Origin of the sequence: Planococcus sp. ISL-109 (assembly GCF_018613655.1) — a bacterium.
Classification (GTDB): domain Bacteria; phylum Bacillota; class Bacilli; order Bacillales_A; family Planococcaceae; genus Planococcus.
Genome location: NZ_JAGGPW010000010.1, coordinates 1 through 17279 on the forward strand (window position 1 = coordinate 1; position 17279 = coordinate 17279).

The window sequence follows — 17279 nt, forward strand, 5'->3', positions numbered from 1 at the left end:
CTACGGAAAAAGCTATCAGAATGATCTTACAAAATGGGACAAATGAAAAACAGGCGTTAAAGCTGTGTCTGGCGATTTCCAAACTTGGAACGCAATACAGTGAGCAAGAACTGGAAGTCGCTTGTGAAAAATCATTGTCCTTCTCACCGAGGATGAGCCTGAATACGATTAAGACGATTCTAAAGACTGAGCGTGACGTCATCACTGCCAGTCCATCCAGAAATAAAAACATCAGCCTTTCAAAAGAGCACGGGTTTGTCAGAGGGGCCGATTATTATGGGAGGGAAAATAAATGCCCATTGAATCCACCATTACCAAACTGAATGAAATGCGCTTGAGTGCCATCGCGGACACGTATTACAGCCAGATGAACGACCCCCAATACAAAGAATTGTCCTTTGAGGATCGTTTCAATTTATTGATCGACAGTGAATACATCCGCAGAAAGAACACCAAACTGGAACGGCTGATCCGGCAGGCGAATTTGCGCATGCCAGACGCTTGCATCGAAGACCTCCAGTATCACGAAGACCGAAAGCTGGATCGAACCACCATCCTGCGCTTGGCCAGTTGCAATTATATCGGGGACAAGCAGAACGTCATTATTAAGGGTGCTTCTGGGAACGGAAAATCCTATCTGGCCTGTGCATTGGGTGTCAGTGCCTGCCGTACGGGTTATAGCGCCAAGTATATCCGGCTGCCGGATCTGTTGGATGAGCTTGCCCTTGCGCGATTGAATGGAACTTACCAAAAAACCATGAAAGCTTACCGGAAGGTAAACTTATTGATCTTAGATGAGTGGATGCTTGTCTCCTTGACTGAAAATGAGGCAAGAGATGTCTTGGAAATCGTTGAAGCCAGGTATCAGAACGCATCCACCGTCTTCTGTTCTCAATTTGAACCAGGCGGTTGGTATGAACAAATTGGCGAAGCAACGTTGGCCGATGCCATCCTCGATCGGGTGATTCATAGTTCACATTCCATTTTCATTGACGGAAAGATTTCCATGCGTGAAAGACTAGGGATTCACTCATAAGAATAAGAAGGCCGCCCGAGGGCGGCTTTTTATTCTTATGAGTGGTTCTCTGATGTCCGAAGTGGTTCTCAAACGTGTCCGCCTTGGTTCTATTTCATGGCACGACTGGTTCTCGAGCTTGTCCTTCTTCACATCACACTCGAACTTCTCAAAAAGTCGATTAAAGTAATCGTTTCGCTTCGTATTTTTATAACGGCTGCCCGTCCCTTTTCCTAAATAAATAACTTGTCCAGTTTCTTTTATAAACCATTCGTATACATAGTAATTCCTCTTCTGGTGTAAATCTTCTTCATTAGGCACCATCGTAATTTTACCGCCAGTTAAAGTTAAATTAATGTTCATTCAAACATCCCCTTTTATTTCCATATTAGCATAGTGAATAAATGTTATTTCCGAATTTTTCATGCGAATTTAAAAGCTAGTATTAGATGCATAAAACTTATGAGGTTAAAAACTCATAACTTAGAAAGGATTTTGAAGTAACTATGAAAAAAATTTTTACTTAATTATTAGCGATGTGGTTAAACTGCCAACCTTACGCTTTACAACTGAATTAGTTGATCGCTTATAGTGAGTCTTTTTTATTTTGCACTATTTGTAAAAGGAGTATGTTCTGATATGCATACGCTTGGAAGATACTAATATATAAAACTAAAATTTCTGAAAATATAAGTAGGCTTTTACTTGTATTTGTAGGATAATATTACCAATGAAGTATTGAATTCTGAAGTGTGTTTTTACAACTTGGTGTTATTGGAAATTTTGTAGGAAAGGAAAATGCGTATGGATTTTATAGCTATAGACTTTGAAACTGCAAATAACAGGAGAGATAGTATTTGCTCAATTGGATTAGTGAAAATAAAAGATAAGAATGTAGTAGAAAAAATCCACACTTATATAAACCCCGAACAGACCTTTGATTCATATAATATTATGATTCATGGAATCGATGAAAAAAAAGTTGAAGATGCCCCAACTTTTAAGGAGTATTGGCCGACATTAAAGAGGCATATTGAGAATGAATTAATTGTTGCCCATTTCAGTAGTTTTGATATGAGTGTATTGCGTAGTTCGTTAAATGCCATAAATGAACCTTATCCGATTTTTCAATACACATGTTCATATCAAATATCTCAAAAAATTTGGCCGGAGTTGATAAACTATAAACTAACCACATTAGCCGATTATTTAAGTATCGAATTTACACATCACGATGCTTTGGATGATGCTTACGCCTGTAGTGAAGTCATCAATAAAGCTTTGGAGTTATCTGACAGCAATAATATTACTGAGTTAACGAAGAAGTTTAATATGAACCTTGGTAAACACAATGGTATATCCTATACTCCTTCAGGCAATAAGAAAATCAAAAGCGATTTGACTTTAATTAGTACTGAAAATGAAGAATTTGAGACAGATCATTCTTTTTATGAAGCAAATGTAGTTTTTACAGGAACTCTTAACTCTATGGTACGTAAAGAGGCTGCACAAAAAGTTGTTGATCGAGGAGGAGTCTGTTCGAATAGCGTCAATAAGAATACAAGCTATTTAGTTATTGGTGATTATGATTTAACTCGATTTTCGGAAGGCTTTAAAAGTTCTAAAATAGTTAAAGCCGAAACGCTTTTGTTAAAGGGGCATAGAATCGAGATTATTAGTGAAAATGAATTTGTAAGAATGATATAAGAAATTTGTCCAACTCGCTTTAAAAAATAAAGCTCTAGCAACCCAAGAAATGTATTTATAAAAAACTTAAATCGTAATTGAAAGATAGGTGGGGTCTAATATACTGAAGGTAAATGAAACTAAATTGCGGGAAGAACACGCAAGACAAGTGCTCTTAGCTACATACCCAGAAAAATATCAGAATAGTTCATTGGGAGATCAGCCAGATATTCAGAATGAACAAAAAGACATTGGGGTGGAAGTGACTGGAACACTAGAGCAAAGGTTGAGGTATGGTGTTGCTCAATTCTCAACCTTATACAATAAACACATAAATAATGTCACTTCAAAAAAGAAAGAACAATTAAAGAAACACCGAGTAAGACTTGTTACAGACGGTGACGGAGTCATAAAGTTTATCATTCCGGAAGCAGTTTGGGGTTCAGGAAATAAAACTAAGGAAGCTTTTAGTAATAAGCTGGACAAACTTAATGATGGTAATTATAAAATCTTCGAAGAAAACAATTTGTTTCTTTTTGCAGAAGGTGAAGAAGAGTATGAAGTTCGTAGCTTAATTGAATATATTAAGGCGACTGAAAGAACGAGCCGAGAATATAACTTAATTTATCTTTATACTTATCAAGAACTATATATAATTTCAACACAGGACTATTCGTTTGAAGTGTTGTCTATCGGAGCAGAACAAAAAGAAGTTTTTTTATCAGAATCTATGCGATGTATTTTTCAAGAAAGAAGGGTTTAAATAATGAGTAAATCGCCAATTAACAACTTAGTAGATGTTGCTAAAAAGAATGGACCTGGAGCAATTAAGTTTGTAAAAGAAAATAAGGAAGTTATCAAAATTGTCGCTCCTGCTTTTGCATATGGAGCAAAAAAATTAAACGACTATCGTATTGATAAGAAAAAAAACTCAGGATTAAAAGAACATCCTCGAAAAAAGAGATATAGCGAATACAAAAATGAAATTTTAAAAAACTTAGATAAATTGCAACGATGGCAACTAGCAAGCAATAAAAAAGAAGTAGAATCGTTTATTGAACAAATTAAGAATGAAGAGGAAAAAGAGTTAGGTGTAAAAAAACCAATACACTCTAAACGAATAAATGAATGGAAAAATATATTAATTCAAATTGAAGACAGAATTACCCTTATGGATTATCAAGAATATCATAAATTATTTAATGATCCTAAATACAGTAGTGCATATTTTGTAGGAACTGAACGGCAAGTTGATACTTTCCTAAAGCTAATGAAGGAAGAGGATCTTGAAAGTATACACACTTTTATTTTTGAACGAACAGGTAAAACAAAAGAAACTATTCAGCAGGACTTTATATAAAATGAAGAATGAGAAACACCCTTCACCGAGCAGTTGGCCTTTGCTAATTTTTCGCTAAAGGGTGTTTTAGGCAAACGACATTTTTAAATGCTAGTCACTGCATTTTTTCATTTACCAAAAATACGAATATCGATTACATATGTATCTTTGAAGAAAAGCGAAGAATTTACTGCAGCGAATGTCAGCGAACTTTTGCTTTTAAGTATAAGGAGGCTAGAGGAATAATCCCACCACGGAATCATTCCTCTAGCCTCCTTTACTATTTCTCCCTCACTCCGCTCCAAAAGCCACAATCCCAAAAGTCTCCAAATACATTTTTAACACACGCAGCCATTGTCTTTCAGTCGCAAGCGCCACATGGCCATCCGGTCGAATCAGGTAGAGCGCATCTTGCTTGAATCCTGCATCGTGCATTTTTGCTTCCCAGGCGAACTCATGGAGTTCCAGCGACTGCGAGTGGGCAAAGTCGATGAGCTCGGGCTGCGCTTTGCCGTATATATGGATTTGCCAATCGACGGAGCGCAGCGGCGCGAAATTATCGCCTATGTCAGTTTCGATCCACGGCAAGCGCATGCCGCCGTAGACTTTGCCGGCTTTGCCCTTGCTCAAGAGGCTGTTGCGGTAATTGATGTGGATTTGAGACAAGATCTTAAACGCATTTTTTTGCGAAAAGGAGAATTTGAATACCGACGGCAAGACGTAGGGGACGATATACTGCCGCAGCAAAGTGCCGCGCAGTTTTTGGCTGACGATCGTTTGGAACGCTTTGTCGGTCGTCGCAATCAATCGGCGCGCAAAGACGATGCGCTCTTGTTCGTACGTGCTCAATATGCGGGGGGCGGCTTTCCCTTGAATCACCGCTGCGAGCTTCCACGCGAGATTGATGGCGTCCCCGATGCCGGTGTTCATGCCTTGTCCGCCTGCAGGGCTGTGCAAGTGGCCGGCGTCGCCTACGATGAAGATGCGCCCTTTGGCAAATTTTTCGCTGACGCGGTTATGGACGCGGTAGGTCGAAAACCAATTGACCTTGGCCGCCCTCACACGGATTTTGTTTTCAATGTAATCGCTGATTTCACTGTATTGAAGATCGGTACGTTCGTTGAATTCCTCGGGCACAATGCCGAGGATTCGTTTCGTATTGGCATTGCGGACGGACATATACAGCATAAAGCCGTCATCGTCCATGTACATGTCCATCTTTTCCATGTCGTCTACCGGTGTCTCGGTTTCGATATCGGCGACAAAGAATAATTGCTTGTACGTGCCGCCGGGAAAGTCGAGTTCCAGTCCTTTTCGGACCATGCTGCCGGCCCCGTCGCATCCGCATAAATAGGCAAATTCCGCTATTTCTACCGGCTGTCCTAGTTGTTGCATCACGGCGTTCACGCCTCGTCCTGTGTCTTCAAACGAAAGCAACTCGGTGTTCCATTCCACTTCAATACCGACTTTACTTAATTCGTCCACGAGAATTTCTTCGTGCTCGTCTTGCGGCAAACTCAAGATAAACGGAAACGGGCTCAGCCCTTTGCCGAGCGCATGGAATTTCACTTGGGCCCTTACTTTTTTGCCGTCGCTGATATCCAACGACAAAATCGGATGCCCCCGCTTGACGTTGCGTTCGGCTAGGCCCAGTTGATCGTACTGCTCCAATATGCGCGCATGCACAGCGAGCGCACGTGACGCGGTGCCGGGTCCTGCATTTCTATCAATAATCCGAAACGGCACGCCTTGACGCGCCAGGCTATAGGCCAGAGCCAAGCCAGTGGGTCCAGCTCCGACGATTAAGATTTGTGGGTTCATCCTAGAGACCTCCTAATGAGTAGCACGCCTGCTGATCGGTTCAGTTTCACATGTGATGTAACAGCTATATAAGTTGAATTCAAGAAAAAGTATAGATACCGCTTTGACGCTTTGGACAGTGCCTTTGCTGAGAGAAGTGTCTGAAGATATGGAGCAAAACAGCGCAGACTCCCAAGGGACCAAGCGAAGTGCCGAGTTAGCTCAGCGCGAGCCCCCAGGAAAGCAAGCTGTTTTGCGGAATATCGGTTAATGTAATTATTTAAGTTCAACAGCTAAAAATGAGTATCGAAAAAGTACTGATAAGAAAAAACATGTGAGGCTGATTGAAAAAGATCTTGTACAGCTACTATATCCTTAATCGACCGGTTTCAAGCAAGTTGCCGCCTATCTATTTTATAATAATAGGGCAGGAAAGTGACAGGAGATAAAAACTAGAAAAGCGTATACAATTTCCCTCAAGGAGATCGCATACGCTCTTTTCTATGGCCTTGAACATGTTCACTTCGAAAGCGTTATTTGCTGAAATCGAAAGTGACGCCGGACAGCTCTTCTGAAACGTCCCAGAGTTTCTGGCGGATTGCTTCATCATTCACTGCCGGATCAGGTTTCTCTAAAGCCGGGTAGCCTCTCCGTTGGCCTTTGCCATCCGGACCGATGTATTCGCCACCTGTGATGCCAGGGTCCGTTGCGGCATAGACTGTGGGAAGTGCCCCCATTGCGGCAGGCTGTAAGTAGCGGGTCATGAGCCCTCTGAAAATTCGGGGCATTTCCCGGTTGCCCAATTTAAAAAGATTGGTCGCAGAAATCCCTGGATGGCAAGCAATGCTAAGCGTCGATGAGCCATGTTGCTTCAGTCGCTGATCGAGCTCCGTTGCAAACATTAAATTAGCCAGCTTGCTTTGGCCATAAAATTTCATGGCTTTATAGCCTTTTGAGCCGTCCAGGTTGTCAAAATCAATGGCAGCATTCCGGTGGGCGAGACTGCTGAGTGTGACCACCCGCGAATTCTCTGTTTGGATAAGGAGAGGCAAGAGCAGGCCCGTCAACGCAAAATGCCCGATATGGTTGCTGCCGAACTGCAGCTCAAAGCCGTCTTTCGTCTTTGCATAAGGAGGCGTCATCACGCCGGCATTGTTGATCAGTAAATCGAGTGAGTCCAAACGGCTGATGATCGTTTCTGCAAAATTCCGTACGCTATCCAAATCGGACAAGTCGAGTTGCATGATTTCGACAGTTGCCTGAGAAGATTCTTCTACAATTTCTTGTTTAGCGGCATTTCCTTTTTCGATATCACGGACAGCCAAGATGACCCGTGCACCTAGCCGGGCGAAATTTTTAGCTGTTTCCAGTCCTAGTCCGCTGTTGGCCCCCGTGATAATAGCCGTTTTTCCTGTCATTGTATGTGGTTCCACAAGCTCAGCTCCTAGTTTGATTCTACTTTTCATATCAAATGTACCCTAATTCGGCTGCTGATAATCCGATGAGAAAATGTCCCTGTGTAAGACACAATTCCAAACGATTCTGACAATACACGACAATTCATGCATTTTACATAATCATGCCTGCTGCAGAATGGTTTGGGGATTGTGCCGTTGCGTCGGGCGTACAATTTAAACACGGAGCAAAGGGGTGAACATGATAGAATAGCAGATAGTGGAACAAGAAATTAAGCGGTGTTGCCGTGCCCAGCAGGAAGTGCAGCATTCAAAAATGATAGATGAGTTGAAAGGAATGAGGTAGTAAAATGAACAAAATGGTAGAACAAAAAATGGGCGAGATGATCGAAGTGTTTAACAGCCTGCCGAATTGCAAGGTTGAAACAAGTGAGGACGGCCGGATTTTGATCGTTAGCGATAACCCGGTTCCGTGGAATGACGCGCTTGAGAAAACGGACGCGCAATCGGCCTATAAAATCGGATCCATCACGCCTCATAAAGCGGCGCTCGGCCTTTATATTGATTTCTCGCATAATTTGTTGGACATCGACCGGGTGGAGGACATCGTCGATCCCGAAATCACATTGACGTACTTTGAGCCAGGCACCCAGACGTCGACCGCGAAAAGCTGGTGGCGGTTCCGCTCAGACGAGAAATTCGACAGCCTCCACATGGTTTTGAGAAAGACAGAGCTGGAGTTGTATGATTTCAAGAGAGACGACTGGGTTGGGTTGATGACAGAGATTATGGCTGTTCATAAATGATGAGTAATCTAGTCGAATGACGGAACTGAAAAAGCTTTTCTTCACACATATAATAGATTTCCACACTTGCTGAATCAACCTGGCAAGTGTGGTTTTTTTATTGTCCTGCACTCAGTAAATGGCCTGAAGGAGTGAGTAAAGTATATTGTTTCCTTTAGGTCTAATTGGCTAGTGAACTATGCAGTGCAAAGAAATGATGTATAAGGAATGAAGTATATTTGCCCCTAATTGCTTCAATAGTTTTGGCATTAATTGGCATCTTTCGTTCTATTATAAAGAATGAAGAAGCGTCTGCGCATATAGTAGCACTTCCTGTGGTATAGAATAGTAAGAAACTAATCTGCTGAAAGCATCGGAGGGTGAAAAATGAACGAGTTTATTGAGTTCAGAAATCGTGTTTATGACAATGAAAGTAATCATAGTTATCCTCTCCAATTTTTAGATGAGTACATAAATAACAGTAAGGCTATAAATTCCGATGAAACAAGAGTGATTGAGCAAATCCAAACGATCAAGCAGCTAGAGTTGAAAGAGAAACTAGGTGAAAAGGAAATAGATGAATTACTCTCGTTTTTAGGAGAGCATTCAACTACAGACCGATTTATAGTAGATGCTGTTTTAAACTTATTCGATGACGAGATCAAGCAAATAGTAGAGGAAAAGACAAAAGACATACTCGTAAACCAACAGTATGATAGTCAAAAGCTATATCATGTGTTAGATCTTTGTATCGAATGTGACCTGGATATGTTAAGTGATGACGATATCTTAGTGATGCTTCAGAAATACGAACTGGATTTAGAAATCATTTCTATCTTACTGGACTATCTGGATCGCTTTAACAGACAGGGATTTAAAGATGCCATATACAAATTATTGGCTTTCGATTACCCGGACAGCATAAAAATCCAGGGAATGAATTTATTGATGAATTTGTATCCACTGGAAATTGTTGATCATTCATTTGTGAAGAACAATGTAATGAATGAGAAAAACAACGTGTTTTTTGATAGTTATATGGACTTTCTCCAGACAGATTTTAAATTTGAAAAGCAAGGTATTTCAATTTTGCAGTCGATGTTTTATGGGGATTTTGAAGATAGCGGGAAAGGAAATAATGGAGGCTTAGCTGTATTATTAAAAGGTTTGGGTGAAGAGGTGTCGAAAGATAGTCGTATAGCTCATGTATTTACTATTACGATCACTCAAGAATCCACTAAGCCCTTTATCAGCTTTCATGGAGATAAACACATATTTATTAGATTGCCAATCTATTTAGATCAGTCTGTAAGCGACAAGTTTATCAAAAGAGAGTTATTTATAAAAAGACAGATAGCCAATTTTTTAAAACGGTCAAACATAAAGCCCGATGTCTTTCATATCAGATTTTTAGACAACGCTTCTAAAGCTGTTGCCCATCTATGTAAAGATTTAAATAGCAAACTTGTCTTTACACTAACGCCAGACCCGCACCGAAACATGTTTGATGGATCGGGGCATATAAAAGAACTTGGTTTTAACGAGCTTATTGAAAAACTGAACAAGATAAAAATAGGCGACGAATTAATCCACACAAGTGATGGAATCATTGGTATCGGGAATGCAGATGTGAAAACAGAACTTGGGGTCTATTTCCCTCAATTTAAAGATGACAATGTAAATAGCAAAATAAAAATGATCGGTGAAGGCATACAAACAGGCCAATCAATGGATGAAGAGAACAGAGATGCCTATTCAAATCGTCTTATAGAAGTGAGTGAAGAAAATACAGGATTTTTTGAAAAACCCGTCATTTTAAACGTCGGGAGATTAGCTGTTTTAAAAGGGCAGATGGAACTTTTAAAAGCGTGGTCAAACTCCAAGCTTTCGGAAACCCATAATCTTCTCATAATCGGTGGAGACTTGGAGAGACCGAGTAAAGAAGAAAAAATGGTGATTGATTTTTTTAAGGATTACTTACAAAAGCATCCCGAGTTCAAAGACAGGTTCATACATAAAGGTGCCATGTCGAATTTGGATATAAGATTGCTTGAAAGGAATATTATTAAGAGAGACTTTACCTATCCACATATTTATCTGTGCTCAAGTGTAAAAGAAGAGTTTGGCATCGCTATTTTAGAAGCGATGTCGATCGGTTTCCTAACCTTGGGACCGATAAAAGGTGGGGTTAAAAGTTATATGAGAAATGGAGAAAATGGATTTTTAATCGACACAAGTAATTGGGAAACGATTGCCAAAGAAACGGAAAAACATCTTTATGATTCTAACATCGATAAAGTTGCAGCGAAAAAAATTCAAGCTGCAGGACAACAAACAGTGGATGAAAACTTTTCTATTCAAAAGATTTCAAATGAGTTTGTGTCATTCTATTTGTCTTTAAAAGGGGAAAAAGAAAATGAAATATAAAAAGATCTTTTTTATCAGTCCGCCTTTTTATTCGCATTTTAACCCGTTGCTCGTGTTAGCCAAAAGTTTTCAAGAAAATGGTGCAGAAGTGACATTTGGCTGCAGCATAGAATTCAAGGAAAAAATCTTGAAAGAGAATTTGGATTTTTATGAAATAGACATCAGTTCAAATAAAAATATAGGAAAAGGTGAACACACAACACAACCGGATACGGAGAGATTAAGATTAGAAGAATTTTTTGAGTCGACCAAAAAAGGGGCAGTGGAAACACTGATCACGCAGTCTCGCCACAGAAAGGCGGATATGCTTTATAATCCGCAAGAGCTTATCGATAAGATAAAGTCCATCGATGATTCCATAGATGTGGATCTTTATGTGGTCGATATATTATCGTACTCTGTCACGCTGAGCTTGTATTTTTTAGGACTGCCTTTTGTGACATTTTGCCCGCCCCATCCCAATACGATTCCAAAAGAAGGAAAGTATTTTAATGTACCGAAAAGCTGGCCTGAGGCTATAACGGTCAAGGAAGAAGATTTGAGGATGTTAAAGCAAGTTTCCACCCAAACACAAAGAGAATTTACCGAAGTTTTCAACGATATTATCATTGAAAATAAGTCGATTAAAACAATCAGCAATGCTTTTAGTTTAGTTTCTGAAATAGCTGTTATCTACAACTATTTTGATTTTAACAATATCGAAAAAAATGGAGAAAACCCGAAGGAACTATTTATAGGAAATTCATTTGAAGCGGTTACGTTAGATGAAGAATGGATGGAAAAAATAGATACAAACGAAAAGAAAATCATGATCAGTTTAGGAACTTTTTTATCGAACAGAAAAGATGTACTGGAAAAACTGATCCTGTCGGCCAGAGAAAGTCACCCGAATGCGCTATTGATCGTATCTGCAGGCAGCCATGCGGAGGAATTAAAAAAATATAGCTCGCCCAATACCATCATAGAAGGTTTTATCCCTCAAATCGCGCTTATGCATCATGTAGACACAGTTGTCTTTCATGGTGGATGCAACACGTTAACCGAAGCTATGTACCATGGAAAAGAGATGGTCATCTTACCGTTTTCCAGCGATCAGTTTAATATTGCCTATGATGTTGAAAAGAATAATTTAGGAAGAGTACTGGATCCAAATAATTTCAGCAAAGAAGAATTAGCAAAGGCATTTAATGATATAGAAGAGATTTCTAAAGACAATTTACTGTATTGGCGAAACGTCTCAAGAGAAAGAGGCGCAGATTATGCAGTAAAAAAAATATTGGAGATCGAATAAAATACAAATATATAAGCTGAACTAATAATCTTTTGTTGTCGATATTCCGCAAAACAGCTGCGCTTTCCGCGGGCTCGCGCCCAAGCCTCCTCGGTCTCTGCGCTCCCTGCGGGGTCTCGGTCGTCTCGCTTTACCGCAGGAGTCGCAGCTGTTTTGCTTCATATCTGTTAGTAAGTTAGTGGGAAAACAGAAGATTCCTTGTTAGTAAGTGACGATCTCAGCGCCAGCGCGTCCACGGGCTCATGGCGGGAGCCGTGCCCAGACCGGTTGTCAGCAGGTGGCTCAAATCAGGGAGAGTCACGAACTACTACACTTTTTACAAGCAATCTCTCAAGGATTCGGAGCGCAATGCGGCGACTCCAGCGGAAGAACGGAGTGATGAGACCCCGCAGGAAATGAATGAGCGAAGCAGTGCTGAGCGCATTCATTTGCGACGCATCTGCTACGCAGATGTGGGAGCACAAGGGTTTCGATAGCGGACGAGGAGGCTCAGCGCTTCGTCCGCGGAAAGCGTCCGCATGAAGCGCAGAATCCTGTATACCGAAGGTGACATGACTTTTTATTCTTTTAAAAACAATAAAAATTCAGTTGTCTACTATCTGGGTCGAATAACATCTAAATAGAATTGAAAAGAGGTGTTTTATGAAGGAAATAGTTGGAGCTGACACGAAGATTAAGAATACAAATAAATACGATATAGATGGTGTACCCCCATTAAAAGAAGCAGTACCTTTGGGATTGCAGCATATTTTTGCAATGTTTTTAGGTAATGTTGCTGTCCCGATCATCATCGCAGGTGTGGTTGGCATAACAGGAACTGATTTAACGATATTGATTCAAAGTGCAATGATCATGGCAGGAGTTGCAACGATTATCCAATGTTACCCAATATGGATGGTCGGAGCACGACTCCCAGTAGTTATGGGTACAAGTTTTGGATTTCTTCCTACCAATATCGTGATCGCAAGCTCCTATGGCATATCAGGATTATTGGGTGCAAGTCTTATAGGAGGTTTATTTGGCGGATTCTTAGGGTTTTTCATAGAGAAAGTAAGAAGGTTCTTTCCGAAAATTGTCACCGGTACAGTCGTACTTACGATCGGTTTGTCACTTTTACCTACAGGTATTGTCTCGATGGCTGGAGGCAGCGGGTCTGAAAATTTTGGATCAGCTCAAAACTGGTTGGTGGCTTTACTGGTATTGGCCATTGTGCTGTTTCTCAATAGATATGCAACGGGAATGGCGAAAACATCCTCCATTTTAATCGGTATTATTATTGGATATATGGTGGCTCTGCCACTGGGGATGGTAGAATTTTCAGCAATGAGAGAAGCTAGCTGGTTTTCAGTTCCACAACCATTTTATTTTCCTATGGAATTTTACTGGGGAGCTATACTCCCTATGATGATTATGTTTATCGTTACATCTGTTGAGACCGTTGGAGATGTTACAGCGATGACTACTGGGGGAGCAGGCAGAGAACCCACAGCAAAGGAGCTTTCTGGCTCAGTCATCGCAAATGGGTTTACATCTTCTTTAGGCGCGATTTTCAATTCTTTGCCCAATACATCTTTTAGCCAAAATGTAGGAATGATCGCATTTACAAAAGTCATGAGTAGATTTGTCGTAGCTCTTGGCGCTGGGTTTTTAATATTGGCTGGCCTGATTCCTAAGGTTGGAGCTCTTATCTCCACAATGCCGCCAGCAGTTATTGGAGGTGCCACCGTAATCATTTTTTCTCAGATTACGTTAACTGGCATAGCCATATTGACATCAGAGCCTTTAAACGAAAGAGCAAAGATTATTATTGGATTATCTTTAGTATTTGGACTCGGATTAAGTCAAGTACCCGATGCGATGAACGCGTTTCCGGAAGTTATCAAGTTATTGTTTGGTGGATCTGGAATAACAATAGCCTGTTTTGTTGCTATTGCATTGAACCTGATTATTCCAGAGGAATCCGTGAAAGAAGAAGCATAGACTCATGCCGCTGCGTGCCAAACGCAATTCAGCTTATTGGCAACCATAACACGAAGAAAAAGCCGTATCCCGTGACCTCAAAGGTTGATGGATACGGCTTAAGTATTTTATTAATGGACATTTCTTTAGTAAACTATGAAATACCAAAGAAATGAGGCATCGAGTATGGAATCTATATATATCCTGATGGCGGCAATAGTAGTGATAGTCGTGGGCGTCCTTATTTACTCTAGAAAGAATAAAGACGCAGCTGCACAAATAGAAGAAACGCCGAGTGAAAGCGTGGCGGAAGAGCTGGAAGCGGATGAACCGGAGCCCGAAGATGATGATAGCCATTGGAATCCAACCGTAACGGAACTGGATGACGGGGAAATGGTCAAGAGCGGCTACAAGCGGATCGAGATTCCGGCGAATATGATTCCGATTATCGCAGAGACCTTGAAAGACGGGGCGGTGGTGTTTCGTCAAAGCCGGACCTACCGCGTCGAGTTCAGCCCTGAAGTGGTGAAGGGCTTGAAGGATAAGAGCATGACGCTGATTGAGCGGGTCAACGGCAAGGGCTATGTTCCCGCAGTAAGAAAAGACGGCGTCAAAGGAATTTACGAGCAGGCAGTATTGGTGAAACGAGTGAATCCTGGGCTCCTGGCCCATGCGAGCATGAGCTTGTTGACGACCGTCGTCGGCCAGCAGCAATTGATGGAAATCCAAAGCTCTTTGAAAATTATGGAACAGAAATTGGACACGCTGATCCAACACCGGGAACACGATTTTGCGGGGAAGATCGAGGCACGTTTCGGCTATTTCAAAGAAGTCATCGAACGGTTCCGGAGAAACGGCATCACACTCGGCGGCGTGGAAGACGCGGAAATCGAAGGGTTTTATACGGCGACGCTGCAAGACTTGAAAGTGCTGACGAAAGACTTGAAGGCGATAACGGCGAGCGTCGAAGGTTTGAAAGAGCACGAAACACTGCGGAAATGGGGAGAAGCCCCTGTGAAAAAAGAGTACGAGCAACTCATCGGGCGTTTCAACGCCAAACAGGAACTATTGCTATTGAATGTGCAATTTATCCAGGAATGCTATGAGCCTTATCTCCGGACCATTCGGAATTACGAGGAAGCCGACGTGAAATCGCAGACTTTGGCGGAAATCGTGGCGGAGAATCATTCCTTGATTCAAGGCATTGAAGAGAAAGTCAAAAGCATTGAAGAAAACTATAAAGTGAAGATCAACTTCGGGCTGAAGGCATTGAAATACCGCAATTTGGAGAGCTTGAAAGAACTGGTGCCCGTGAAGATCGACCAGCAACAGGCGGCAGAGCAAGAGGTGCCATCTGAAGTGTTGGTCGAAGTGACAGAAGACGATAAAGCTTATGCGTATGTCCCGCGTTAAGGCAGAGTGATCTTTTAGGGAGTCGAACTCGCTTGTAAATGAACAAGAAGAGCTGTCCATCCGAAAAAAAGGTGGGCAGCTCTTATTTTGGATCGACAGCACACAACTCTTTATAGATGAACGGTAAGTCCGGCAAATTAAAAAAGCTTCCCTGTGTCAAACCCAATTCCACGTATACTGATATACTGCATGAAGAATCATCTAGATCCTTAAAAATGAAAGATTCTTCATGCATTTTTATATCTTTGCGTAAATAGTCATAACTGTCTCGCACACAGGGCACAGTTACTAATCAACGTACTTGAATACAAAGGGAGAGAAGAGGCTAATTAAAGCGCATCTTCTCTCCCTTTTCGTTTATAAGAGTATATTTTCAATAATGGGTCTTTCTCTATTCGTGAAGAAGAGTGGAATTTTTATTTTTTATACCACTTGGAATCAATTGCTACGCCAGCATCGACAATTAGATTGTAGATAGGACATCTTCTTTCCACTTCTTTTTTTAATTCTTCCAGTCGATCATCGCTTTCATCTGTTGAAAAAACCGCCTCAAAACTAACAGTTTGGAAATGAGAAGAAACTCCTTCAACTCCCTTCATGCCTCGCGCGTCAATTGTACCGGTATTGCTAAACTCTATTCCTTGAAAAGAAAAATCCTTCTCCTTCGCTATCAATCCAATCATCACGGATGTACAACCTGTCAATCCGCCCAATAAATACTCAAGCGGATTCGGACCTTCATTGGTGCTTCCCAAATATTCAGGTTCGTCTATGATAAAAGGCGAAAACTCCCTTGCATAGATAGAAGTTTTTAAATTCCCTTCCCAAGTTCCACGCGTTTCCATTTTTACTAATTGTTTTGTTGTCATTTCAACACTCCTATTCCGTAGTAAACTTAAAAGCTTAATTATAGATTAATAATTTCAAATTGCAAAACTATACGAGTGTAAAGAGTGAAACGGTTAAGAGCTTGTTAAAAGAAAAGGCGATCCGTTATTAAAATTAAAAATCACTTGGCCGTGTTAAAACGATTCTGACAATACACGATAATTTTTACTCCATACATTTCCGTATCTGCTGTATCAACATTGCGGGTGTGGTTTTTTCATTTAATTCATCCACATAAATTGTGTGCCACACAGGGAATATTCACTAGCGTTGCACAGCTTCCATGCCTCACAGCAACTAGAAGCTATGCAACGCTAGTGGGGAGGTAATGGGAACTGCTGGTAAACTACAAAATGATATAAATCAGTTTATAGAGTATTTACCGGCAGGCGGTTCAATTCCCCTTGTTTGAAAATGACCACAAGCGCATTCTGGGAGAAGACAAGATCCTAAACGATGTTGTCAGGACACAATAATTTATACTGCACGATTACCACTTTGAGAAAATCAACATTCCTCAAGCGGTTTTCTTATTCTTATGAGTGGTACTCTGATGTCCAAAGTGGCTCTGGAATATGGCATAAGTGGCTCATTTCGTTGGCTGTATTCACTTAGAATATATGGTACGAAAGAAAAAGCCTAACTGCCACCTACGGGTTGATGAAAGGGCTCGAATTATCGGTGGACCTATTCTAATGAAAAGAGTCATTGATTAATTTGAAATTACCATAAAACACTAGATTTTTTTAGTTCATATATACCAAATGTATTTTGATGTTAGGTTTTCTAACATCAATAATGAAAATAAGATATACTAGTAATACGACCACAAGTACAAATTGAAAACCTGTTAGGAGGGAACAACGTTGTCTTCGATTAAAGATAAAAAGGTTATTACCATTGGCATTGTGACTGAATTAACAGGTTTATCTGAACGGAAAATTCGATATTATGAGGAACGTGGGTTGGTTTTTCCAGAAAGAACCGAGCGTGGCACAAGAAAATATTCCTTTTCTGATGTAGAACTGCTGCTAGAAATCGCTGATAAAAGAGAAGATGGCGTCCAGACGTATGAAATAAAACAAGACTTTAGCAATAAAAAGAAAAAAGAAGACTATCGTGATGAGATGCTCCGAGGGCAATTTAATGCCCATTTTAACCTGCGAAAATAGAATATTTTTAAGCGGCATTGTGGCATGTAAGTGTTCAATCTAAGGACATTTCTCCCTACACACGCTCTGGCGACAATTATTTTTTTGTT

At 40.8% G+C, this 17279-nt stretch carries 14 protein-coding genes and 1 pseudogene; 11 read left to right on the forward strand and 4 right to left on the reverse strand.

Going from position 1 to position 17279, the window contains the following annotated elements; translation table 11 throughout:
• Both J7E21_RS09310 and istB read left to right on the forward strand, forming a co-directional pair.
• Positions 1 to 323, forward strand: a pseudogene (locus J7E21_RS09310) (hypothetical protein); the annotation flags it as partial.
• Positions 293 to 1036, forward strand: a complete 744-nt coding sequence (gene istB / locus J7E21_RS09315) for an IS21-like element helper ATPase IstB (RefSeq protein WP_215106918.1) — start codon at positions 293 to 295, stop codon at positions 1034 to 1036. The pseudogene J7E21_RS09310 and the gene istB, both read left to right, overlap by 31 nt.
• Here the strand turns inward: istB and J7E21_RS09320 are convergent.
• Complete coding sequence (locus J7E21_RS09320; RefSeq protein WP_215106920.1) at positions 1031 to 1378, reverse strand: GIY-YIG nuclease family protein; 348 nt, start codon at positions 1376 to 1378, stop codon at positions 1031 to 1033. The two genes, istB and J7E21_RS09320, sit on opposite strands and share 6 nt — an antisense overlap.
• A 441-nt stretch (positions 1379 to 1819) precedes the next feature.
• Between J7E21_RS09320 and J7E21_RS09325 the strand changes: the two genes are divergently transcribed.
• The 3 genes from J7E21_RS09325 (at position 1820) to J7E21_RS09335 (ending at position 4061) form a co-directional block, all read left to right on the forward strand.
• Positions 1820 to 2722 carry an exonuclease domain-containing protein gene (locus J7E21_RS09325; protein WP_215106922.1) on the forward strand — a complete coding sequence of 301 codons (903 nt, stop codon included), beginning with the start codon at positions 1820 to 1822 and terminating at the stop codon, positions 2720 to 2722.
• A gap of 124 nt (positions 2723 to 2846) precedes the next feature.
• Positions 2847 to 3464: a hypothetical protein gene (locus J7E21_RS09330; protein ID WP_215106924.1), complete on the forward strand. Its 618-nt coding sequence runs from the start codon at positions 2847 to 2849 to the stop codon at positions 3462 to 3464.
• 3 nt (positions 3465 to 3467) lie between these two features.
• Positions 3468 to 4061 (forward strand): hypothetical protein, encoded by a 594-nt coding sequence (locus J7E21_RS09335; protein ID WP_215106926.1) that lies wholly within the window; start codon positions 3468 to 3470, stop codon positions 4059 to 4061.
• 270 nt (positions 4062 to 4331) lie between these two features.
• Here J7E21_RS09335 and J7E21_RS09340 read toward each other — a convergent pair whose 3' ends face one another.
• Both J7E21_RS09340 and J7E21_RS09345 read right to left on the reverse strand, forming a co-directional pair.
• Complete coding sequence (locus tag J7E21_RS09340) at positions 4332 to 5861, reverse strand: FAD-dependent monooxygenase (RefSeq protein ID WP_215106928.1); 1530 nt, start codon at positions 5859 to 5861, stop codon at positions 4332 to 4334.
• A gap of 512 nt (positions 5862 to 6373) precedes the next feature.
• Positions 6374 to 7258, reverse strand: coding sequence for an oxidoreductase (locus J7E21_RS09345; protein WP_215106995.1), 885 nt, complete (start codon positions 7256 to 7258; stop codon positions 6374 to 6376).
• A 347-nt stretch (positions 7259 to 7605) separates the two neighbouring features.
• On the opposite strand from J7E21_RS09345, the gene J7E21_RS09350 reads away from it, so the two are divergent.
• The 5 genes from J7E21_RS09350 to J7E21_RS09370 all read left to right on the forward strand — a co-directional run bounded on the left by J7E21_RS09350 (position 7606) and on the right by J7E21_RS09370 (position 15130).
• The gene (locus tag J7E21_RS09350; protein ID WP_215106930.1) at positions 7606 to 8061 is read left to right on the forward strand and encodes a hypothetical protein; all 456 of its coding nucleotides are present in this window, start codon (positions 7606 to 7608) and stop codon (positions 8059 to 8061) included.
• 366 nt (positions 8062 to 8427) lie between these two features.
• Positions 8428 to 10467 (forward strand): glycosyltransferase family 4 protein, encoded by a 2040-nt coding sequence (locus J7E21_RS09355; RefSeq protein ID WP_215106932.1) that lies wholly within the window; start codon positions 8428 to 8430, stop codon positions 10465 to 10467.
• The gene (locus tag J7E21_RS09360) at positions 10457 to 11758 is read left to right on the forward strand and encodes a glycosyltransferase (RefSeq protein ID WP_215106934.1); all 1302 of its coding nucleotides are present in this window, start codon (positions 10457 to 10459) and stop codon (positions 11756 to 11758) included. Before J7E21_RS09355 ends, J7E21_RS09360 begins: the two co-directional genes overlap by 11 nt.
• A 642-nt stretch (positions 11759 to 12400) precedes the next feature.
• Entirely contained in the window at positions 12401 to 13738 is a 1338-nt protein-coding gene (locus tag J7E21_RS09365; RefSeq protein WP_215106937.1) for a uracil-xanthine permease family protein, read from the forward strand.
• Between the two features lie 165 nt (positions 13739 to 13903).
• Positions 13904 to 15130 (forward strand): DUF1572 domain-containing protein, encoded by a 1227-nt coding sequence (locus J7E21_RS09370; protein ID WP_215106939.1) that lies wholly within the window; start codon positions 13904 to 13906, stop codon positions 15128 to 15130.
• 416 nt (positions 15131 to 15546) lie between these two features.
• On the opposite strand, the gene J7E21_RS09375 is transcribed toward J7E21_RS09370, so the two are convergent.
• Entirely contained in the window at positions 15547 to 15999 is a 453-nt protein-coding gene (locus tag J7E21_RS09375; RefSeq protein WP_215106941.1) for an OsmC family protein, read from the reverse strand.
• Positions 16000 to 16884: 885 nt separating this feature from the next.
• Between J7E21_RS09375 and J7E21_RS09380 the strand changes: the two genes are divergently transcribed.
• Positions 16885 to 17190, forward strand: a complete 306-nt coding sequence (locus J7E21_RS09380; protein WP_215106943.1) for a MerR family transcriptional regulator — start codon at positions 16885 to 16887, stop codon at positions 17188 to 17190.
• Positions 17191 to 17279: the final 89 nt, after the last annotated feature.

Coding starts and splice junctions, on each gene's coding strand:
- istB (WP_215106918.1), top strand. CDS start 293: ATGCCCATTGAATCCACCATTACCAAACTGAATGAAATGCGCTTGAGT.
- J7E21_RS09320 (WP_215106920.1), bottom strand. CDS start 1,378: ATGAACATTAATTTAACTTTAACTGGCGGTAAAATTACGATGGTGCCT.
- J7E21_RS09325 (WP_215106922.1), top strand. CDS start 1,820: ATGGATTTTATAGCTATAGACTTTGAAACTGCAAATAACAGGAGAGAT.
- J7E21_RS09335 (WP_215106926.1), top strand. CDS start 3,468: ATGAGTAAATCGCCAATTAACAACTTAGTAGATGTTGCTAAAAAGAAT.
- J7E21_RS09340 (WP_215106928.1), bottom strand. CDS start 5,861: ATGAACCCACAAATCTTAATCGTCGGAGCTGGACCCACTGGCTTGGCT.
- J7E21_RS09345 (WP_215106995.1), bottom strand. CDS start 7,258: ATGACAGGAAAAACGGCTATTATCACGGGGGCCAACAGCGGACTAGGA.
- J7E21_RS09350 (WP_215106930.1), top strand. CDS start 7,606: ATGAACAAAATGGTAGAACAAAAAATGGGCGAGATGATCGAAGTGTTT.
- J7E21_RS09355 (WP_215106932.1), top strand. CDS start 8,428: ATGAACGAGTTTATTGAGTTCAGAAATCGTGTTTATGACAATGAAAGT.
- J7E21_RS09360 (WP_215106934.1), top strand. CDS start 10,457: ATGAAATATAAAAAGATCTTTTTTATCAGTCCGCCTTTTTATTCGCAT.
- J7E21_RS09365 (WP_215106937.1), top strand. CDS start 12,401: ATGAAGGAAATAGTTGGAGCTGACACGAAGATTAAGAATACAAATAAA.
- J7E21_RS09370 (WP_215106939.1), top strand. CDS start 13,904: ATGGAATCTATATATATCCTGATGGCGGCAATAGTAGTGATAGTCGTG.
- J7E21_RS09375 (WP_215106941.1), bottom strand. CDS start 15,999: ATGACAACAAAACAATTAGTAAAAATGGAAACGCGTGGAACTTGGGAA.